We start from the raw sequence: 20,545 nt of genomic DNA, 5'->3' as shown, positions 1-20,545 counted from the left end.
GGTCGCGAGCCGTCGCGCCCATCCCTATTCAGGCGAGCAGATCGAGGATTGTATGGACGGCACCCAATTTGCGCGTTCGGCACCGGGCGATGTCGCCCACGCGCCCTCGCCGCCCCTGGTCATCATCGTCGATGACGATCCCCTGGTGCGCGCGTCGCTGGACAGCCTGTTCCGCTCGGTCGGGTTCGTGACGCGCCTGCATGCGAACGCCCGCGAGGCGCTCGATATGGGCACCGGGGACCAGCTCGCCTGCGTCGTGACCGATGTGCGCATGCCCGAGGTGGGGGGCTTCGAGTTCCAGTCGGCGCTGAACGCCAGCGGGGCGGACCTGCCCGTCATCTTCATGACGGGCCATGGCGACATTCCGATGAGCGTGCGCGCGATGAAGGCGGGGGCCGTCGACTTCCTGAGCAAGCCCTTCCGCGATCAGGACATGCTGGACGCCGTCAACCTCGCCTTCGAACGCGCCCGCGCGGACCGGGCCGCCCATCAGGGCTCGGCCGACGCCAGAGCACGCTATGACCTGCTCACGCCCCGCGAACGCCAGGTGATGGACGGCGTCGTGCGCGGCCTGCTCAACAAGCAGATCGCGCACGAACTCGGCATCGCGGAGATCACGGTCAAGCTCCACCGATCGAGCGTGATGCGCAAGCTGGGCCTGCGCCGCGTGCCCGATCTGGTGCGCCTGGCGGATCAATTGTCCAGCACCTAACCGATCGTATGGCTCGCCAGCCCCCCTCCCCGGGTCTTAGGGTTCGGCAATCGTCATCGCTGGACGGGAGAGACTATTGAAACCCGGCCTCATCGCCATCGTGGATGACGAGCCCCTGGTCAGGTCCGCGACGTCAAGCCTGTTGCGATCCCTCGGCTTCGACTGCCACACTTTCTCTTCCGGCGAGGATGTGTTGCGCCAGCCGCTCGCCTCCTTCGCCTGCGTGCTCAGCGACATTCAGATGCCCGGCATGACCGGGGTCGTGCTGGCACAGCATCTGCACCACCGCGCCCCGGAACTGCCGATCATACTCATGACCGCCTATCCCAATGAGCGTGCGCAGACGCTGCGGGACGCCGGATGCGTCGTGGACCTATTGGAGAAGCCGCTCGACGGCGATCTCCTCCAGGCGACCATCGAGGCCGCCATCCGGGCCAGGCTCCACGCCGACTAAGGGCAGCGCGACCTCCACCATCGCCCCGCCGCCGCCACCGCGACGAAGCGCGATCGAGCCGCCATGCCGTTCGAGCGAGGTGCGGCTGATAGACAGGCCCAGTCCCATCCCATGTTCCTTGGTGGTGTAGAAGCTGCCGAAGACCTTGGCCTCCGCCGCCGCCGCCCAGCCGGGACCCCAGTCCTCCACGATCGCCACCGCCTCGCTGCCGCGCCGGCTCAGCCGAAGCGCGACGAGCCGTCGATCCGACGGAACGCCCTCCATCGCCTGGATGGCGTTGGTGACGAGGTTGACGAACACCTGCTTCAACAGGATTCGGTCCCCCCGCACCATAAGCGGCCCCGACGACGCCTCCACGTCGAGCGATATGCGGGTTCCCGCCTCGACGGCGTCGCGTTCCATGAGCCGCACGGTCGTCGACAGGAGCTCGCCGATATCGATATCGTCGAACGCGATCCGGGCGTTGCCGACCAGCGAGCGGACGCGGTGCATCACCGTCCGCGCATGGCCGACCGCCTGTCCGAGCCCCGCCAGCGCGGCCGTCGTCTCGTGCAGATCGGGCGGCGTTCGCGCCATCCAGCGCCGCGCGGCGTCCGCATAGCTCTGGATGGCCGACATGGGCTGATGGAGTTCATGGGCGATGGACGCCGACATCGCCGCCAACGCGCCGTTGCGTTGCGCGTCGGCGAGATCGGCCCGCGCCTTTCCGATCTGCGCTTCGAGGGCCTTGCGGCCGGTCACGTCCAGAATGCTGCCGGGCACCCTTTCGAGACAGGCCTCTGGCCCGAGGTCGAAGGCGACGATGATCTGGCGCGGCTCCCCGCTACGCGACACGACCACGGTTTCCGCCTGAAAGAGATGGCGGCGTTCGTCCAGGGCGATGATGCACTCGGCGAAGCTCTCGTCGGTCTCGGGCAGGAAGTCCCCCAGGCTGGAGAAGAACTCCTCCTTGCTGGCGACACCCATCATCTTCAGCGCCGCCAGGTTGACGTCCGTGATGCGAACCTGTCGCCGCATGTCGATCACGAACTGCGGATTCTGGTCGAGGAAGCGGCGCAGATCGACGACGCCGGAGGCGCGCAGGCGCCTGATCCCCTCGACCACCGGCGTGAAGTCATGCTCCCATATGGCCATGGCCAGCGTGTCGAAGATGCTGCGATAGCGGCGCTCGCCCAGCCGCGCCGCCATGTCCATCGCGCTCGCGCGCAGCAGCAGGATCGAGGTCGCGACGAGGATGACGACGCTGATCGCCAGATGGGCGATGGCGAGCGGCGGCGCGCCCCGCATCTCGAATATGCCGAAGCCCAGGACCGAAAGCACTAGGCAGGCCGCCGACCAGAGCGTGATGCGGCGGCGCCTGTTCGCCCCGCCCCCGAGCGCGGCCGTCAGCAGGACCAGCACATACAGGCCCGCCACGGCGAGCGCCTGCGGCATGAAGGCGTCGAGGCAGAAGATCGATGCGGCGAGAAGACCGGCCACCATCTGCGTCCATGGCAGGGTCGTGGCCGCCGGCACGAGTTCAACGCGCCCCGCGCCGGAGCGGGGAACCGTCGAAGAGGCAATCCCGCGTGACATGCCAGTACCTTAGCCCGCCGCCCGGAGCGCGCATCCCCCGATGGCGTGACGCAGGATCACACGATCGGGTGGAGGATGATCCGGCCGAGGGGAACACGGGGGTCAGCTATCCGTCACGCGCGTCATTCGGCGGGCACGGGCACGGCGAAGCCGTTCAGGGTCATCGAGACGAAGCCATAATGCCCGACCAGGTAGATCAACTCGTTGACGCCCGGCTGACCGAAGCGGTCGAGTGCCGCCCGGTAAAGCGGGTCGGGCAGGACGCCGCCCCGCAGCAGCGCCTTCGCGACATCATGCGCGACCGCTTCCTCATCATCCAGGTCCTCCGGTCGCTCGCCCGCTGCCAGCGTGGCGATCCGGCGCTCGCTCATGCCATGCGCCTTGGCGGCGACCACGCCATGCGCATAGACTTCGTAAGCCGCCCCGAAATGCGCGCCGACCACCAGGATCGCGACCTGCCGGGGGCGGTCGGGAATCCGCCGCGCCCTGGTCATCGCCTGGGTCACGGTCCAGAATGCCTGCCCCAGTTCCGGGTCGTGCAGCCAGGCGTTCCACGGCCCCAGCAGCGCGCCGTCCGCCCGCATCGTAGTAAACAGGTCGTATTTGGCGGCCACGCCCTCCCGCATGGCGGCGAACAAGGGCTGCTGTGCGGCGGAGAGGTCGGCGGGAGCGATTGGCGCCAGGCGCATGATATGTCCTCTTTTCTTCTGGATCAGGTGCGGGACAGGCGTTCGAGGAAGCCGTGGATCGCCTGGACGACCACCGACCCTTCGCCGACCGAGGACGCGACTCGCTTGATCGAGCCCGCGCGGACGTCCCCCACCGCGTAGATTCCGGGCCGCGACGTTTCATAGGGCGAGCCGAGCGCGCGGCCTTCGCGATCGGCTCCGGTCATGACGAAGCCGCTCGCGTCCAGGGGCAAACAGTCGCGGAGCCAGTCGGTGTTCGGCTCGGCCCCGATCATGACGAACAGCGCGCCGCATTCTATCCGGGTCCGCTCGTCGGTGCGCACGTCGCGCCACTCGACCTCGCGAAGCGCCTCACCCCCTGCGAGCGCGCTCACCTCGCTGAACGGGTGCAGCGTGATGGTCGAGGAAAGCGCGATCCGCTGGACGAGATAGTCGGACATGGTCGCCGCCAGGCTCTCCTTGCGGATCAGCATGTGCACATGCCCGACATGATGCGACAGGAATACCGCCGCCTGACCGGCGGAATTGCCGCCACCCACGACCACCACCTGCTGGCCTTCGCACAGCGCGGCCTCCATCGCGGTGGCCGCATATTGGATTCCGGCCCCCTCGAAGCGTTCGTAATCCGGCACGGACAACCGGCGGTAGCGGGCCCCCGTCGCCACCACCACGGCGGACGCGGTGACGATCTGTCCGTCCTCCAGTTCCAGCCGGTACGGATGATCGGAACAGTCCAGCGCCGTGACCTTGCGGGAGACGGCGATGCGCGCGCCGAATTTCTGCGCCTGCACCTGCGCCCGCCCGGCCAACGCCTGGCCGGAGATGCCGGTCGGGAATCCCAGATAATTCTCGATACGGCTGCTCGTGCCCGCCTGCCCGCCCGGCGCCAGCGCCTCGATCACCACCGTGCGCAACCCTTCCGAGGCGGCATAGGTCGCGGCCGCCAGACCCGCAGGCCCCGCGCCGACCACCGCGACGTCCCACCGTTCGCCCGCCTCGAACCGCTCGGTCAGGCCCAGGCGATCCGCGAATTCGGCGGTGCTGGGGTTGCGCAGGACCTGCCGGTCCGGCGTGACCACGGCGGGCAGGTCCATGAGATCGATCCCCAACTCGGCCAACAGGTCCATCGCCAGGGGGTCCCGCGCGGTGTCCACCAGCCGGAAGGGGTAGCCGTTGCGGATGGCGAAACGCTCCAGCCGCAGCGTGTCGGGCGTCGCGCCCGCGCCGATGATCGTGATGCCCGCCTCGCCATGATGGAGGAACCCCATCCGGCGCAGGATGAAGGCGCGCATGACGATCTCGGCGATGTCCGCCTCGCCGGACAGGAGCCTGCGGAAATCGCCCGAGGGGATGCGGATCAGCCGCGCGGCGGTCAGCGCCCGAGCGGTCACCAGCAACGCCCGCGCGCTGACATGGTCGAGCTCGCCGGTGAACTGGCCGCCGCGATGGACCGTCAGCAGCCGCTCGTCGTCGTCCACCGAACCGGCATGGAAGATGCCTACCTCCCCGGCCAGGATCAGGAAGAAGTCGGCATGCCGGTCGCCCCGGCGGAACAGCGTGGTTCCGGCGGGCATCTTCTCCTCGATCCCATAATGCCGCACCCGCGCGATCATTTCCTCGGAGAGGATCGGATAGATCTGCCCCGTCCGCGCATAGGGATCGGGTTCGGGTCCGCCGGCCATCAGCCCGCCCACCCGTCGAGAAAGTCGAGCAGCAGCGCGTTGACGGCTTCCGGTCGCTCTTCGTGCGGCAGGTGTCCGCACCGCTCGATCGGCACCGCGCGCAGATGGTCGGCCATCTCGGCCCAGACCTTGGGCATGTCGAACATCTCGCCGACCGCGCCGAAGTTCGCGCCCCATAGCGCCAGTGTCGGACAGGCGATCTTCACATCGGCATCGGCCTGGTCCTGCGCGACATCCTCGGCATTGGCGCGATAGTCCGCCATGGCCCCCCGTACCGCGCCGGGCGCGCGATAGGCGCGAACATAGGTGTCGAACGCCTCACCCGTGATCGCCGCCGGATCATAGGTCCAGTCCGAGAAGAACCAGCGCAGCCACTGCTCTTCCTTCCCTGCGATCAACGCCTCGGGCAAGTCGGGGACCAGATGGAAGAGGAAGAACCAATAGGCCTTGGCGATACGGGCATCCAGGTCGCGCGCGACGATGCGGGTGGGCACATTGTCCATCACCACCAGCCGGTCGACCCTATCGGGAAAGTCCTTCGCGAACCGGGTCGCCACCCGCGCGCCGCGATCATGGCCGACCAAAGCGATACGCCCGATCCCCAGCGTGTCGAGCAGCGCGGCCAGGTCCCGCGCCATGGTGCGCTTGTCATAGCCGCTGGCGGGCTTCTCCGTCTCGCCATAGCCGCGCAGGTCGGGGGCGATGATCCGGTAAAGCTCGCCCAGCACCGGAACCTGGTGCCGCCACGCGAAATTCGTCTCCGGAAAGCCGTGGAGCAGCACGACGGGCGCACCGGCCCCGGCATCGATGTAGTTCTGGCGTATGCCGTTGGCCCGCACCGTGTGGTTGGCGATGGAGATCATGGACGGCCCCGATTCAGCGTGTAGTTGGTGGGCACGAACGCGTATCCGCCGCCCCGATCGTGCCGCACATGCCCGATGCCGGGGAAAGAGATATGCGCGCCCGCGACCAGCCAATGCCGGTCCGCCGCCATCGCGAACAACGTCCGGCGCGACGCGACGGCCATGGGCACGTTCCAGTCATAGCGGATGGCGACCTTCGGATGAGGTAGCTGGACGGGCGCCATGTGCACGGTGTCACCCCAGAATAGCAGCGACTGGCCCGCGTCACTTAGAAGATAGGCCGTGTGACCGGGCGTATGGCCCGGCGCGGCGATCGGCGTCAGGCCGGGAAGCAGCGCCGCCCCCTCCTCGAAGGGCGAAACCCGCCCGGCCCGCCGATAGGGTGCCAGGACACCCTGCACGGCGGGGAAGAAGGGCTTGAGCAGGTCATCGACACCCGCCCGGTTGCGGTCGTCGAGCCAGAAGTCGGCATCCTTGCGGGGGATATGGATGGTGGCATGGGGAAACACCGGCTGGCCGTCCAGCACCAGCCCGCCGACATGATCCTCGTGCAGATGGGTGACGAAGACGTCGGTCACCTGCTCGGGCGTATAGCCTGCCGCGACAATGGCCTGTTTCAGCCCCCCGCCCTCGGTGCCGTAGAGATTGCCCGCTCCCGAATCGATCAGCACCAGTCGCCCGTCCATGTCGATGAGGAAGGCATTGATCATCCCTTCATATCGCAAGGGGAGGAACGCCTCGCCCAATGCCTTCTCCACCTCGGCCCTGGTCGCGCCGATCGCGACCCTGTCGGATGGGAAGGGGTGCGTTCCGTCCAGCAGGGCCGTCACCTCGAAGCGACCGACGAACAGCCGGTAATAGCCCGGTGCCTGCCCCCCGACCGGCTTCGTCGCGCCGGTGGCGACCTGTTGCGGACGCAAGGGGGGCGGAACCGGGCCGGGGGCGGTGGCCGCCGGCCGGGTCGTTGCCAGGGCCACCAGGGCGGCGGCGATGATCATGCGGCGAGCGGGCATGGCGGGTCTCCCGGAACCTGTTTCCACCTCGGATCAGCTTTTCAGGAAGCTCAGTATGTCGGGGTTGATCGTCTCGCCGTTGAGGGTGAGCATCCCGTGTGAGAAACCGGGATAGATTTTCAGCTTGCCGTTCGGGACCAGCTTGGCCTGGAGCAACGCGGCCTGTTGATAGGGTACGATCTGATCGTCATCGCCCTGGAGGATCAGCGTCGGGACGCCCATCTCCTTCAGGTCCGCCGTCTGGTCGGTTTCGGAGAATGCCTTGATGCAGTCATAATGCGCCTTGGCACCGCCCATCATGCCCTGCCGCCACCAATTCTGGCGCACCCCTTCGATCACCGGCTTGCCCGGCCGATTGAAGCCGTAAAAGGGGATCGGCACCTGCCAGTAGAAGTCGGCGCGATTGGCGGCAAGTTGCGCCCGAAAACCGTCGAATACCGACCGGGGCAGACCCCCGGGATAGTCGGGGGTCTTGAGCATGATCGGCGGCACCGAGCTGACCAGCACGGCCTTGGCGACGCGGCCCTGGCCGTGGCGCGCCACATAGCGGGCGACCTCGCCGCCGCCGGTGGAATGACCGATATGGATCGCATCGCGCAGATCGAGTTTGCGGACCACGGCGTCGACATCGGCGGCATAGGTGTCCATGTCGTTGCCGGTCGCGGTCTGCGACGAACGGCCATGGCCACGCCGGTCCATCGCGATCACGCGATACCCCTTGGACAGGAAATACAGCATCTGCCCGTCCCAGTCGTCCGCCGTCAGCGGCCAGCCGTGATGGAAGAAGATCGGCTGGCCGCGTCCCCAATCCTTGTAATAGAGGCGCGCGCCATCGCTCGCGGTCGCATAGCCTTCCCCGCCCGGCGTGGCCGACGGTTCAGAGGGTTGCTGGGCGACGCCCTCCCCCGCGGAGGTGAGCGCGACGGCACCGACCGCGAGCCCGGCTCCGGCGAACAAGGTGCGGCGTGTCAGTTCGGCGTGGCCGGATCGATCCTGATGATGAAGCATGGCGGGTTTCCCTTTTCGGTTTCCCGCACCCTGCCCCGTTCGATCGCCCGGCGATTGTAGAAGCGCGTTGCAATTGGCACGATCCGCACGTCGGCTGGCCCCTGTCAGGCGAAGTCGCCGGTCGCGGGCGGATCGCTGGCCGGGAAACTCTCCTCGATCGCCTCGTCGAGCCGTTCCTCGCGCCCATCCTCATCGTCCTGATCCGGTTCCGGTGCCATGTTCGTCTCCCTTCGTGGGAGCGTGGTGCCCCGGATGACCGGACCGGCGATTGCATATCCGATGCGCCACTTGCACGAACGGGCCGGGCGGCTCTCGCTGTGCGTGGGGGCCCCGGAAGCCGCCGCTTTTCCATTCGGTCGAACAAATGGATCGGACTTTTACGGCTGCCGCTTCGGGACCGGGGCGCGCACGATCGGGTTGCCATAACGGGAGCCTGTCCATGTCCGCCACCGCCGAACCCACGCTGTCCCGCCACGAATGGGCCGCCGTCTCCATCGCCCTTCAGGACGCCGAGCGCTGCGGTTGCGCCGAGCAGTCCCGGGATGCACCGGCGGGCATCCTCGGCCGGGCGGCGGCGCTGGTCTTCGGCCAGAACCGCCCCACATCGCTCGCCGATCCCCGGTTGGAGGCGGTCCGCCGGTTCGTATGCGCGAGCCGCCGCCGGCGCCGGGCCGCCGATGACCTTGCGCCGCCGCTGGCGACCCATGGCTTCTCGCAGGCGCAGATCGACGCGCTCGGCCTGTTGTCCCTCTGATCGCGGCGCGTTCGCCGCGTCCTCTTCGCGTCACGATCGTCCAAGACCGCCGACCGACGCGCCACCACAAGACATCCGAACACCGCAGATCCGAACCCTGCCCCGGACCGGGGTCCGGGCCGGATGCGCGCAGCCGAAGAAAGGAAATCGAGCCATGCCGATCACCGCCACGCCGACCCCGGGCAAGTCGCTCATCACCCCCACCGACCACATGCTCGTCCTGATCGACTTCCAGTCGCAAATGTCCTTTGCGACCAAGTCGATCGCGCCCGAACTGCTCCGCAACAACGCCGCGCTCGTCAGCCATGCGGCAGCCGCATTCGGCGTGTCCACGATCCTGACGACCGTCGCCGAGAAGAGCTTTTCCGGCCCGATGTTCGACGAGGTCACCGCGCCCTTCCCCGGCCAGGCGATGTTCGACCGCACCTCGATGAACACCTGGGAGGACGCCGCCGTGATCGGGGAGGTCAACCGCATCGGCAAGGAGCGGATCGTCTTCGCCGGTCTGTGGACCAGCGTCTGCATCGTCGGGCCGGTCGCGTCGGCGATCGACCAGGGCTTCGACTGCTATTTCATCTCGGACGCCTGCGGCGACATTTCGGAGGAGGCGCATGAGCGCGCCTGCCAGCGGATGATCCAGCTCGGTGCCAAGCCGATGACCGCGCTTCAATATCTGCTGGAGTTGCAGCGCGACTGGGCGCGGACCGAAACCTATGACGCCACCACCGGGGTCGCGAAGAAGTTCGGCGGCGGCTACGGCCTGGGCATCACCTATGCCAGGACGATGTTCGGCGCCTCCGAAGGCGGTCACTGAGCCATGCGGCCGTACCTGATCTCGATCGCGGCGGGCGTGCTTGTCGGCGTCATCTACGGACTGCTCAAGGTACGGTCGCCCGCTCCACCGGCGATCGCGCTGGTGGGGCTGCTGGGCATATTGGTCGGCGAACAGGTCGTACCGCTCGCCAAGAGCCTGTTCGCGAGCCGACAGGAGGCCGCGACGATCCGCACCTCCTGCTCCGAGCATGTGCTGGGCCGACTGCCCTCCAACAACGAAGCCGCCGAGCGCGCGGCATGACCGCCACCCGGCGCGCCGTCGTCCTGGGCGGTGCCGCCACCGCCATGCTTCCGCTGATCGCCGCCAACAGGAATCCGCCCATGACCGACCTGCTGATCCTCAACGCCCGCGTCGCGACGCTCGATCGCGAGAACCCGCAGGCCGAGGCGATCACCATCCGTGACGGCCGCTTCCTGGCGGTCGGCAGCGAGAGCGAGGCCCGCGCGGCAGCCAAGGCCGACGCCACCGTCATCGACGTAGGCGGACGCCGGGTGATTCCGGGGCTGATCGACAGCCATATGCACATCATCCGTGGCGGGCTGAACTATAATATGGAGCTGCGCTGGGACGGCGTGGCGACGCTGGCCGACGCCATGGCGATGCTGAAGCGACAGGTGGACAACACGCCCGCGCCGCAATGGGTTCGCGTCGTCGGCGGCTTTACCGAGCATCAGTTCGCCGAAAAGCGCCTGCCGACCATCGCCGAGCTGAACGCCGTGGCGCCCGACACGCCAGTCTTCATCCTCCACCTCTATGACCGCGCGCTGCTGAACGCCGCGGCGCTTCGCGTGGTCGGCTATACAAGGGACACGCCGAACCCGCCCGGCGGCGAGATCGTGCGCGATGCGCGCGGCAACCCGACCGGCCTGCTGCTGGCCCGGCCGAACGCGACCATCCTCTATTCGACTCTCGCCAAGGGGCCCAAGCTGCCGCCCGACTATCAGATCAACTCGACCCGCCACTTCATGCGGGAGATGAACGGGCTGGGCGTGACCGGGGTGATCGACGCGGGCGGCGGCTTTCAGAATTATCCCGACGACTATCGGATCATCGAACAGCTCCACGCCGACGGCCAGCTCACGCTGCGCATCAGCTACAATCTGTTCACGCAGAAGCCGAAGGAGGAGCTGGCCGACTTTCAGGGCTGGGTGAAACAGGTGAAGCCCGGCCAGGGCGACGACAGCTATCGCCACAATGGCGCGGGCGAGATGCTGGTCTACTCCGCTGCCGATTTCGAGGATTTCCGCGTCGAGCGACCGGACATGCCGCCCGGCATGGAGGGCGACCTCGAACCCGTGATCCGTCTGCTGGCGGAGCATCGCTGGCCCTGGCGGCTTCACGCGACCTATGACCAGACGATCGGCCGCGCGCTCGACGTCTATGAAAAGGTCCATCGCGACATTCCGCTGACCGGCATCAACTGGTTCTTCGACCATGCCGAGACGATCAGCGACCGCAATATCGACCGGATCGCCGCCCTGGGCGGCGGCATCGCGGTGCAGCATCGCATGGCCTATCAGGGCGAATATTTCGTCGAACGCTATGGCGCCAGGGCCGCCGAGCGGACGCCGCCGATCGCCCGGATGCTCGCGGCGGGCATTCCGGTCGGCGCGGGCACCGATGCGACGCGGGTCGCCAGCTATAATCCCTGGGTGTCGCTGAACTGGCTGGTGACGGGAAAGACCGTCGGCGGCCTCTCACTCTACCCCGGCGCCAATCGCGTCAGCCGCGAAAAGGCGCTTCGGATGTGGACGCACGAGAACACCTGGTTCTCCAACGAGGTCGGCAAGAAGGGGCAGATCAAGGCGGGGCAACTCGCCGATCTGGCGGTGCTGTCCGACGATTATTTCGCGGTGCCGGAAAGCGCCATTCCACACATCCGCTCCGTCCTGACGCTGCTGGGCGGCCAGGTCGTGCACGGCGACGGCGACTTCGCGACGCTCGCGCCCGCCCTGCCGCGCCCGATGCCCGACTGGTCGCCGGTCGCGACGTTCGGCGGCTATCACCGCGCGCCCGAGGCGAGCGCGAAACTCGCCAGTGCCTGTGGTTGCGCCAGCGCCTGCTCCGTCCACGGCCACGACCATGCCGCCGCCCTGGGCGCGAACGTGCCGGCGGCGGACGTGCAGAGCTTCTGGGGTTCGCTCGGCTGCGGCTGCTGGGCGGTATGAGGGAGAACAAGACGATGAAGCGCACGATCCTCCTGCTCGCCGTCGCGCTGTTCGGTGCGACGCCCGCCGTGCCGGTCGCCGCCCGCCAGCCTGCGAGCGCGGACTATTCGGTCGGTCCGCAATATGACACGACCCATGTCTATGTGCCGGTCGCCGACTTCGACCGGTTCATCCAGAGCTTCGTCGCCACCTTTGGCGGCAAGCCCAATCCGGGCGGCATTTTCCAAGTGACGCCGACCCCCAGCCGGACGCGGTCGCAAGTCGTCATCACGCCGGTCGGCAGCGTCTCGGTCTTCGGCTTCGTGACGCCGATCCCCTATCCCTTCGGCGAGGAGCGCGTCGGCTATCTCGTCAAGGACATGGACGGTGCCGTCGCCGCCGCGCGCGCCGCCGGGGCGGTCCGGGTGGTCGACACCTTCCCCGACCCGATCGGCCGCGACACGCTGGTCCAATGGCCGGGCGGCAGCGTGATGCAACTCTACTGGCACACCAAGACGCCCGATTACCCCGCGCCCGCCAGCGTGCCGGAGAGCCGCGTCTACCTGACCGCCGACACGGCGGATGCCTATGTCCGCAGCTGGACCCGCTTTGCCCACGCCAGCATCCTGTCCGACGATCGCGCGGCCCCCGGCGAGGAGATCGGCCAGCCGGGCAAGCCCTATCGCCGCATCCGGCTGACATCCGGTTATGGCCGAACCACGCTGCTGGTCACCGATGGCGCGCTGACCTGGCCTTACGGGCGCGAGCTGACCGGCTATGAGGTTGCGGACTTCGACGCCACGCTGGCCCGCGCGGTGGCCGCCGATGTGAAGGTCATCGTCCCGCCCTATACCGTCGGCGATCGCCGCGCCGTCATGCTGCAATTCCCCGGCGGCTATATCGCCGAGGTGCATGCGGGCAGCGGGAAGTGACGCCCGGCCGCCCCTCCGGCGAACCGCGCTTCGTCGACGCCGTGCTCGAATGGCGCCCAACCTGGTTCCTCGCGCGCCTGCTATTGGTCGGCGCCTATCTGCTGGGCGGCGTCGTCAAGGCGAGCGACTGGCCCGCAGCGGTGGCCGAACAGGCCCATTTCGGGATGAACGCGCCGCAGCTTTGGGCCGCGCTCACGATCGCCGTCGAGATCGTCGGACCGCTGCTGATCCTGTCGGGCCGCCTGATCTGGCTCGGCGCGGGTATGCTTGGCGTGTTCACATTGCTCGCCGCCTTCACCGCCAACGCCTTCTGGACCATGCCTGCCGGGCAGGACCGCTTCATGGCCACCAACGCCTTTTTCGAGCATCTCGGCCTGATCGGCGGCTTCGTCCTGGCGGCGCTGGTCGCCGAACGCGAACGGCGTCGTGCGTAGCTTCACGCTCGCGGCTTCGGCGCTGGCGATGGGCCTTGCGGCCCCCGTCGCCGCGCAGACGCTGGAGGCATGGCAGCCCCCGACCCTGACCACGACCCGCTATGACGAGGACTGGTCGCATCTCGCCGATCCCGCCGACCGCACCGGTCGCTGGACCGAGGCGTTCAAATACATCCCGCTTGCCGAAGATGCCTATGCGACGACCGGCGTCGAACTGCGCGTCCGCAACGAAAGCTATCGTGACAATCTCTGGGGTGGCGCCGCCGCTCCGAATGACGGCTATCAATGGGTGCGGCTCGTCCCCCATGCCGATCTGCACATGGGTCGCGTGCGCGCCTTCGTCCAGCCGATCGCCGCCTATGCCATCGGCGTCGCGCCACAGGCCGGGCCGATCGACCAGACGCGGGTCGATCTGCTCCAGGGCTTCGCGGACGTGCGTCTCGGCGACGCCATGACCGGCGATCGCGAAGGATATGGCATGACGCTTCGCGCCGGGCGCCAGATGATCGCGCTCGGCACCGAACGCCTGGTCGGCACGCGATACGGCCCCAATGTGCCGCTGGCGTTCGACGGTTTCCGCGCGCTCGCCTCGCTGGGCAGCGCGACGGTCAGCCTGATCGCGGTCCAGCCCGTACAGCCGGGCATGGGCACGTTCGACGACCGACGCTCGCGCACCAAGTCGCTTTGGGGGGCTTATGCGTCCCGCGGCGGGATCGACCTCTATTATCTCGGCTATCGCAACCGCGCGGCGCGGTTCGGCGGGACGGAAGGGCGCGAGTTGCGCCACAGCCTCGGCGCGCGCTTGTCCGGCAAGCGGGACGGCTGGCACTGGAATGCCGAGGGCGTGTACCAGTTCGGGCGCTTCGCGGACCGACCGATCTCCGCCTGGACCGTCGCGGTCGAGGGCGGGCACCGGTTCGATCAGCTACGATGGATGCCCGACGCGACCCTGCGCATGAATATCGCCAGCGGGGATCGCAATCCCGACGACAGGCATCTGGGCACGTTCAACGCACTGTTCCCCAAGGGCAAATATTTCGGCGAATTGTCGCCGGTCGGCCCCTACAACATCATCTCGGTGAACCCGCGGGTCACCGCGTCGTTCGGCGGCAACGTCTCGGGCAGCGTCGCGACGATGGCCTATTGGCGCTTCGCCAAGGCCGATGGCCTTTACGACATCCCCGGCAACCTCATCCGCCCCGCAGGATCGGCGACCGCCCGGTTCATCGGTGCGGAGGCGGAAGCGGCGATCGACTGGCAGGCGACGCCGGAACTCAACCTGTCCGGGTCGCTGTCGGCCTTCGCACCTGGCGACTTCATCAAGCAGACCGGCCCGGCCCACACGATCGTGATGCTGGGGCTGGAGGCGAATTTCCGATTCTGAGGAGACTATCATGGCACCAGCCGCCGCGCCCGCGACCTCCCCCTCCCCACTCCCCAAATTGCTGCTGCTCCTGTCGGCGACGACCGGGCTGGTCGATGCCGCGAGCGTGCTGGGCCTGGGCAAGGTGTTCACCGCCAACATGACCGGAAATATCGTGTTCCTGGGCTTTGCCGCGGCGGGGACGCCCGGCTTTCACTGGCCGGTCTATGTCGCGGCGATCCTCACCTTCATGCTCGGCGCGCTCCTCGCGGGCCGGATGGCGCGCCGCCAGGTCGGAAAGCCGCTCGGCGGCTGGCTGATCCGGTCGGCGCTGATCGAAGCGGGGCTGCTCTGGGCGGCGGCGCTGATCGCGGTCGGGTTCGACATCTCCGCGCCCGATCGCCTCCGCGTCTTTGCGATCATCGCGCTGACCGCAATCGCGATGGGCTATCGCAACGCCACCATCCGCCAGCTCAAGGTGCCCGACCTGACGACCACCGTGCTGACCCTGACGATCACCGGCATCGCGGCGGACTCGGCGGCGGCCGGCGGCACCAACCCGAACTGGTCCCGGCGCCTCGGCGCGGTCTTCGCGATCTTCCTCGGGGCGTTGCTCGGAGCAGTCCTGATGCGGAGCTTCGGGCTGGCGGCCCCGCTCGCGCTGGCCGGTGCGACCATATTCGGCGGCACGCTGGCCTGCACACGCCACCCGTCCGCGCGCCAGCCCGCCGGGGGCTGATCCACCCTTTCGTGTGGGCCAGGACGCACCCGATCGGGGGAAGCCCCGATCCCCCGCCCAGGCTAGTTTCGGGGTGCGGGACGGGAGAAATATCATGCCGATGCTGACCCTTGGGGATGGAACCCGGCTCTATTACAAGGACTGGGGCACGGGCGATCCGGTGGTCTTCGCCCATGGCTGGCCGTTGAACGCGGACATGTGGGAAAACCAGATGATGTTCCTCGCCTCGCACGGGTATCGCGTGGTCGCGCACGACCGTCGCGGCTTCGGCCGCTCGGATCAGCCCTGGGACGGTTACGATCACGACAGCTTCGCCGACGATCTGGCCGAACTGCTCGATCACCTCGATCTGCGTCGCGTCACCCTGGTCGGCTATGCCATGGGCGGGGGCGAGGTCACCCGCTATGTCGGGCGGCACGGATCGGCCCGCGTGGCGCGCGTCGTCCTGATCGGCGCGACCACCCCCAAGCTGGGCCAGAGCGAGGATTATCCGTGCGGGGTGCCGCAGATCGTCTTCGACAATGTCCGCAGCGGCTTGCTGGAGGACCGCGCCGAGTTTCTTCGCGGCTTCGCACGCCTGTTCTTCGCGACGAACGATCCGAACAGCGAGGTTTCGGAGGGCAGGCTCGCCCATGTCCACCATATGGCCTTGCAGGGGTCGCTCAAGGCCGCGCACGATGCGGTGACGGCATGCGCCACGACCGACTATCGCGACGACATCGCGGGCTTCGACGTGCCGGTGCTGGTCATCCACGGCGAACAGGACGCCTTCGTTCCCTTCGACGCGACCGCACGCCAGGCCGCCGAGCTGTTCCCGAATGCGACCCTCAAGGTCTATGAGGGCGCTCCCCACGGCGTGCTCTTCACGCACAAGGACCGGCTCAACCAGGACCTGTTGCAGTTTATCGCCGACTGAGGGGACCATGCCGCCGCGCCTTCCCCTGACGGCATCGAGCCGCATGGTCGACGCCATGGGCCTCGCGCTCGGGCGGCTCGATGCCACCGCCGCCGGGGCGCTCGCCACCGCGCTGGCGGAGCGGGGCCTGACCACGGCCAAGCGGCATGACCTGTTGCGGCGGCTGTTCGGGGAAACCCGTCTGGTGGCGGTGAATTGCCGCGCGGGGACGATGCTCGGCCTCGCGGAGAGCGACCTGCCGGTTCCGGTCGGCGCAGTCTGGCCCTTTGCCGAGGCGGATCATCTGGTCCAGGCCATCGCGGCGTCGGCCGAGCCGCAGGCCTGTTTCCGGGCACGGCTTGCTCTCAAGGCCCCCGGCGCGACCCTGCATGTCCGCTTCAGCAGCTGGCGCGAGGAGGACGCCCCGCCCGGCGCGCTGACCTTCGGCCTGGTGGATGTGAGCGATCAGGTGCTGGCGGAAAAGGATGCGGTCCATCTGCGCGCCCGGATGGCCCATGCCGACCGGCTGTCGACGCTGGGCATCATGTCGGCGACGATCGCGCATGAGGTGCGGCAACCGCTGAGCGCGATGATGACATCGGCACAGGCGGCGCTGCGATGGCTGCGCCAGCCCCAGGTCGATCTCCGCCAGGTCGAGGACTGTCTCGACACGATCGTGCTCGGCGCGGGCAAGGCGGAGGAGACGGTCGCCCGGCTTCGCGCGATGGCAGCCAACAAGCGGGAGGAACGCACGCGCTGCGCGGTCCGGCCCCTGATCGAGGAGACGGTCGACTTCCTGCAACAGGAATTCGCCAGCCGCCAGGCGACACTGTCGCTCGACCTGCCCGTCGACCTGGGTTCCGTATGGGCGGACGGCGTTCAGCTGCGACAGGTGCTGATCAACCTGATGATGAACGCCGCACAGGCCATGGCGGAGGCCCGCTGCTGGAGCCGCGCGCTCAAGGTCCGGGGTCGGCGGGACGGCGGCATGATCGTCGTCGAGGTCGAAGACAGCGGACCGGGCATCTCCGCATCCGACCAGGAGCATCTGTTCGAGGGCTTTCATTCGACCAGGGCGACCGGCCTCGGCCTGGGCCTGCGTATCTCGCGCCAGATCGTGGAGGATCATGGCGGCACGCTGGAGCATGTCTCGAAGGCGAGCGCGGGATCGATATTCCGCTTCGCGCTGCCGCAGGTCGAATGACACGATTTTCCGTCGAAGCGGTGGCCGCTCAGCCTTCCAGGATTCGGGCGATCCGTCGATCCGGGACGAACCACAGGGCGACCACCCCGACATACAGGGCGATCGCCACCCATCGGCTGGCATAGGCGAGCGGCACGGCCGCGGCATAGACCGCGATGCTCCCCCATCCCTTCCCGTCGCGACGGATCGCCCGGGCGACCGCCGATCCCGGTCCGTTGCAGGCGATGATCGCCCGTTCGGTCAGCTGATACCCGACCGAGGACATGCCGAGCACGATTCCATAGGCGGCCGTGGCCCCCTCCGCGAAGCCGCTGTCGTCGAGCCAGCGTATCACGAACGGCACGAGGCTGAGCCAGAACAGCAGGAACAGATTGGCCCACAGCACCCGTCCGTCGATCCGGTCGGTCGCGTGCAGCATGTGATGATGGTTGTTCCAGTAGAGACCGACATTGATGAAGCTGAGGACATAGGCGAGCAGAAGGGGCGCGATGCCCTCCAGGTCGCGGAGATCGCCGCCTGTCGGCACCTTCAGTTCCAGGACCATGATGGTGATGATGATCGCGACGACGCCGTCGGTGAACGCCTCCAGCCGCGTCGGCCTCATCCCGCCCCGCCGGTCAGACATCGCCCCGACCCGCCGGATCGCCATCGCCATGGCCGAGTTCGACCATATGCCGGCGATCAGCCAGGATGCGGCGGGCCCGGGCGGGGTGTCGCGGCGCCAGATGCCGCAGAAGCGGTACATGCCGCCGGGATCGTCCGGCATCGCCAGCCGCTTCAGCGTGCCCGCGACCAGATCGGGGGCGATCAACGGCAGCGGCATGTTGCCCCAGCCGATACCCTCGCGGAGCAACTGGTGCTTGGCGCCCAGGTCCGCCAGCCGCCATGTGCGCGGCGACAGCACGGCGAAATCGCGCCCTTCGGTCAAGGGCGACCGGTCGGTCAGGACCAGCTGGACATGCTCGCGCCCGGCCCCCGGCGGGATGCGGTCATATCGCGCGAGCGGATGGTCGGGCGCCGCGACGGGCACCATCTCGACGCTTCCCGCCGCCAGGGATTCCAGTCCGTCGAACCCGCTGGCGAGCGGACCGGACAGGCCGACCACCGCCCTTCCCTCCAGCACCAGCGCCGCGACCGCCCCCAGTGCCTCGACATGCAGCCGCAACGTCACCGTGGGGAAGCGGGCGGCGAAAGCGCGGAGCACCTCGCCCAGCCGTCGCGCGGGCAGCATGACGTCCACCGCCAGATTCACCTCGGCTTCGAGCCCGTCGAGCAGCCCCTTCACCTTGGCCTTCAGCCCGTCGATCCCACCCGCGACCATGCGCGCCTCGGCCAGGACGGCCTGGCCCGCCTCGGTCAGCCGGGGCTTCCGCGTCCCCTCGCGATCGAACAGCGTGACGCCGAGTTGCGCCTCCAAATTGGTGATGCCGTAGCTGATGACCGACACCGCGCGGTTCAGCTTGCGGCCCGCCGCCGCGAAGCTGCCGGTGTCCACCACCGTCAGGAAGATGCGGAGCTGGTCGAATGTCGGGGTGCCCGGTTCGCTCATTTCAATTTCCTCGAAAAGAGCGAGCGAATTTATCCGGCTGATCGGGACGATCCTGCCCGCCTACATCCTCGTCATCGGCCGACGATCCAGCGCACGGCCCCGGAGAAACGCCATGATCGAACTTCGCCCCTTCAGCAGCCTCGGCGGTGCCAACCACGGCTGGCTCGACGCCAAGCATCATTTCTCGTTCGCCAACTATTATGATCCCGCCCGCACGAGCTGGGGCAATCTGCGCGTGTGGAACGACGACACCATCGCGCCGCAGTCCGGCTTTCCGCCCCACCCGCACCGCGACATGGAAATCATCACCTATGTCCGCGAGGGGGCGATCACCCATCAGGACAATCTGGGCAATTCGGGCCGCACGGAAGCGGGCGACGTCCAGGTGATGAGCGCGGGCACCGGCATCGCCCATGCCGAGTATAACAAGGAAGACGTCACGACGAAGATCTTCCAGATCTGGATCCAGCCCACCCGCACCGGCGAAAAGCCGAGCTGGGGCGCCCGTCCCTTCCCCAAGGGCGAACGCGCCGGACAGTTCGTCATCCTCGCCTCGGGCTTCGACGACGACACGGACGCGCTGCCGATCCGCACCGATGCGCGGGTGGTCGGCGCCACGCTGAAGGCCGGGGAAACCGTCGAATATCCGATCGGCAAGGATCGTCGCGCCTATCTCGTCCCCGCGACCGGCGCGGTCGAGATCGACGGCATCGCCGTCAACGCACGCGACGGCGCCGCCATCAAGGATCAGGATGTGATCCGCGTGACGGCGATCGAGGACAGCGAAGTCGTCATGGTCGACGCCGCCTGATCCGCAACCGGGTCGAAAGGCAGAGAGGGGAGGTCGGGCATCGCCGCCCGGCCTCCCCTTGCCATGGAATGCGAGGGCGTCGGGCGGCCCGGCGGCGGACAAGGTCACGCCGGGATGAGGCCGGTCATCATATAGGTCGTTCCCGCGCGACCCTCCGAATAGCCGCCCCGCGCCTTGAGCCGCCGGGCCATCAGTTCGAGCAGACGATCCCCCAGCCCGTCGGATCGCGCATCCGCTGGCCTGCCATGGCCATGGTCGCGGACGAGGAGCGAGAAGATGCGCTCCGGCCCCGTGGTCACGATCACCTCGATCCCGCCGGGCTGGTCGGGATGGTAGGCGTGCTTGCAGGCATTGATGACCAATTCGGTCACGACGACGCCGATGATCGCCGCGAAGCTGGCGGGCACGACCGCGGGCTCGACCTCCAGGTCGATGCGGCGATGGCGGGCGTCCGCCGAGAAGCTGCGCCGCAGGCCCTCCACCAGATCGACGAGGTAGCCGGCAATGTCGACCCGATCGCGTTCCTGCGAAAGATAGAGTTGGCGATGGACACCGGCGATCGCCGCGACCCGCTGCACCGAGCGGTCCAACGCATCCCGGGCGATCGGGTCCGCCAGTTCGCGGACCTGCGAGGACAACATCGCCGAAACCAGTTGCAGGCTGTTCGCGATCCGATGATTGGCCTCCTGCGCGCCGCCCGCGTCGAGCGCCCCGAAAGGAATGACGGCACCGGTCCGCTGACCCGCATCCTGGCTGCAAGAACTGAATGGCATCGCGCGCTCCTTCCGATGGCCTCTTTTCGGCGCTTTGACGGCACCGCGAAACCATACGGAGGTTTGGGCTCGACCATTTGCGGGACCTGTATCGCGGATCGAGACTGGGGGGT

General features: G+C 68.0%; 20 protein-coding genes and 2 pseudogenes. 13 read left to right on the top strand and 9 right to left on the bottom strand.

Annotated features, from left to right (window positions below):
* The first annotated feature begins 52 nt into the window (after positions 1 to 52).
* Both QE379_RS03020 and QE379_RS03015 read left to right on the top strand, forming a co-directional pair.
* A complete protein-coding gene (locus QE379_RS03020; protein ID WP_306997713.1) occupies positions 53 to 712 on the top strand; it encodes a response regulator transcription factor in 660 nt (219 codons plus the stop codon).
* 100 nt (positions 713 to 812) lie between these two features.
* On the top strand, positions 813 to 1,166 hold the full coding sequence (locus QE379_RS03015) for a response regulator transcription factor (protein WP_306997711.1): 354 nt from the start codon (positions 813 to 815) through the stop codon (positions 1,164 to 1,166).
* On the opposite strand, the gene QE379_RS03010 is transcribed toward QE379_RS03015, so the two are convergent.
* The 6 genes from QE379_RS03010 to QE379_RS02985 all read right to left on the bottom strand — a co-directional run bounded on the left by QE379_RS03010 (position 1,086) and on the right by QE379_RS02985 (position 7,996).
* Positions 1,086 to 2,648, bottom strand: coding sequence for a sensor histidine kinase (locus QE379_RS03010; RefSeq protein WP_306997709.1), 1,563 nt, complete (start codon positions 2,646 to 2,648; stop codon positions 1,086 to 1,088). The two genes, QE379_RS03015 and QE379_RS03010, sit on opposite strands and share 81 nt — an antisense overlap.
* Positions 2,649 to 2,863: 215 nt before the next feature.
* Positions 2,864 to 3,430 carry a carboxymuconolactone decarboxylase family protein gene (locus tag QE379_RS03005; RefSeq protein ID WP_306997706.1) on the bottom strand — a complete coding sequence of 189 codons (567 nt, stop codon included), beginning with the start codon at positions 3,428 to 3,430 and terminating at the stop codon, positions 2,864 to 2,866.
* 23 nt (positions 3,431 to 3,453) lie between these two features.
* A complete protein-coding gene (locus tag QE379_RS03000; RefSeq protein ID WP_306997703.1) occupies positions 3,454 to 5,112 on the bottom strand; it encodes an FAD-dependent oxidoreductase in 1,659 nt (552 codons plus the stop codon).
* On the bottom strand, positions 5,112 to 5,975 hold the full coding sequence (locus tag QE379_RS02995) for an alpha/beta fold hydrolase (RefSeq protein ID WP_306997700.1): 864 nt from the start codon (positions 5,973 to 5,975) through the stop codon (positions 5,112 to 5,114). The genes QE379_RS03000 and QE379_RS02995 overlap by 1 nt, the downstream gene beginning before the upstream one ends.
* Complete coding sequence (locus QE379_RS02990) at positions 5,972 to 6,988, bottom strand: MBL fold metallo-hydrolase (RefSeq protein ID WP_306997697.1); 1,017 nt, start codon at positions 6,986 to 6,988, stop codon at positions 5,972 to 5,974. The genes QE379_RS02995 and QE379_RS02990 overlap by 4 nt, the downstream gene beginning before the upstream one ends.
* 33 nt (positions 6,989 to 7,021) lie before the next feature.
* On the bottom strand, positions 7,022 to 7,996 hold the full coding sequence (locus QE379_RS02985) for an alpha/beta fold hydrolase (protein WP_306997695.1): 975 nt from the start codon (positions 7,994 to 7,996) through the stop codon (positions 7,022 to 7,024).
* A gap of 439 nt (positions 7,997 to 8,435) precedes the next feature.
* Here QE379_RS02985 and QE379_RS02980 point away from each other — a divergent pair, with 439 nt between their 5' ends.
* The 10 genes from QE379_RS02980 to QE379_RS02935 all read left to right on the top strand — a co-directional run bounded on the left by QE379_RS02980 (position 8,436) and on the right by QE379_RS02935 (position 17,299).
* A complete protein-coding gene (locus tag QE379_RS02980) occupies positions 8,436 to 8,750 on the top strand; it encodes a hypothetical protein (protein ID WP_306997693.1) in 315 nt (104 codons plus the stop codon).
* A 154-nt stretch (positions 8,751 to 8,904) separates the two neighbouring features.
* Positions 8,905 to 9,564, top strand: coding sequence for an isochorismatase family protein (locus tag QE379_RS02975; protein ID WP_306997691.1), 660 nt, complete (start codon positions 8,905 to 8,907; stop codon positions 9,562 to 9,564).
* A 3-nt stretch (positions 9,565 to 9,567) separates the two neighbouring features.
* On the top strand, positions 9,568 to 9,825 hold the full coding sequence (locus QE379_RS02970; RefSeq protein WP_306997690.1) for a XapX domain-containing protein: 258 nt from the start codon (positions 9,568 to 9,570) through the stop codon (positions 9,823 to 9,825).
* Positions 9,826 to 9,905: 80 nt separating this feature from the next.
* On the top strand, positions 9,906 to 11,753 hold the full coding sequence (locus QE379_RS02965; RefSeq protein WP_307003053.1) for an amidohydrolase: 1,848 nt from the start codon (positions 9,906 to 9,908) through the stop codon (positions 11,751 to 11,753).
* A 14-nt stretch (positions 11,754 to 11,767) separates the two neighbouring features.
* Positions 11,768 to 12,664, top strand: coding sequence for a glyoxalase (locus QE379_RS02960; RefSeq protein ID WP_306997688.1), 897 nt, complete (start codon positions 11,768 to 11,770; stop codon positions 12,662 to 12,664).
* Positions 12,661 to 13,098, top strand: a complete 438-nt coding sequence (locus QE379_RS02955; RefSeq protein WP_306997686.1) for a DoxX family protein — start codon at positions 12,661 to 12,663, stop codon at positions 13,096 to 13,098. The genes QE379_RS02960 and QE379_RS02955 overlap by 4 nt, the downstream gene beginning before the upstream one ends.
* A 28-nt stretch (positions 13,099 to 13,126) precedes the next feature.
* Positions 13,127 to 14,482, top strand: coding sequence for an alginate export family protein (locus QE379_RS02950; protein WP_307003051.1), 1,356 nt, complete (start codon positions 13,127 to 13,129; stop codon positions 14,480 to 14,482).
* Positions 14,483 to 14,492: 10 nt separating this feature from the next.
* Positions 14,493 to 15,200: a YoaK family protein gene (locus tag QE379_RS02945; protein WP_306997684.1), complete on the top strand. Its 708-nt coding sequence runs from the start codon at positions 14,493 to 14,495 to the stop codon at positions 15,198 to 15,200.
* Between the two features lie 94 nt (positions 15,201 to 15,294).
* The gene (locus tag QE379_RS02940; protein WP_306997682.1) at positions 15,295 to 16,116 is read left to right on the top strand and encodes an alpha/beta fold hydrolase; all 822 of its coding nucleotides are present in this window, start codon (positions 15,295 to 15,297) and stop codon (positions 16,114 to 16,116) included.
* Positions 16,117 to 16,159: 43 nt separating this feature from the next.
* On the top strand, positions 16,160 to 17,299 hold the full coding sequence (locus QE379_RS02935; protein WP_306997680.1) for a sensor histidine kinase: 1,140 nt from the start codon (positions 16,160 to 16,162) through the stop codon (positions 17,297 to 17,299).
* 28 nt (positions 17,300 to 17,327) lie between these two features.
* On the opposite strand, the pseudogene QE379_RS02930 reads toward QE379_RS02935, so the two are convergent.
* Positions 17,328 to 17,879: pseudogene (locus QE379_RS02930) on the bottom strand (TMEM175 family protein); the annotation flags it as partial.
* Positions 17,880 to 17,916: 37 nt separating this feature from the next.
* A pseudogene (locus tag QE379_RS02925) lies at positions 17,917 to 18,848 on the bottom strand (LysR family transcriptional regulator).
* A gap of 112 nt (positions 18,849 to 18,960) precedes the next feature.
* Between QE379_RS02925 and QE379_RS02920 the strand changes: the two are divergent.
* The gene (locus QE379_RS02920; protein WP_306997676.1) at positions 18,961 to 19,659 is read left to right on the top strand and encodes a pirin family protein; all 699 of its coding nucleotides are present in this window, start codon (positions 18,961 to 18,963) and stop codon (positions 19,657 to 19,659) included.
* Between the two features lie 104 nt (positions 19,660 to 19,763).
* Here the strand turns inward: QE379_RS02920 and QE379_RS02915 are convergent, their stop codons facing one another.
* A complete protein-coding gene (locus QE379_RS02915; protein WP_306997674.1) occupies positions 19,764 to 20,432 on the bottom strand; it encodes a sensor histidine kinase in 669 nt (222 codons plus the stop codon).
* Positions 20,433 to 20,545 lie beyond the last annotated feature (113 nt).

The organism is Sphingomonas sp. SORGH_AS_0879 (assembly GCF_030819175.1).
GTDB lineage: Bacteria > Pseudomonadota > Alphaproteobacteria > Sphingomonadales > Sphingomonadaceae > Sphingomonas.
Note: the sequence above shows the minus strand (reverse complement) of the source record. Positions and strands in the feature narration are given on the sequence as shown.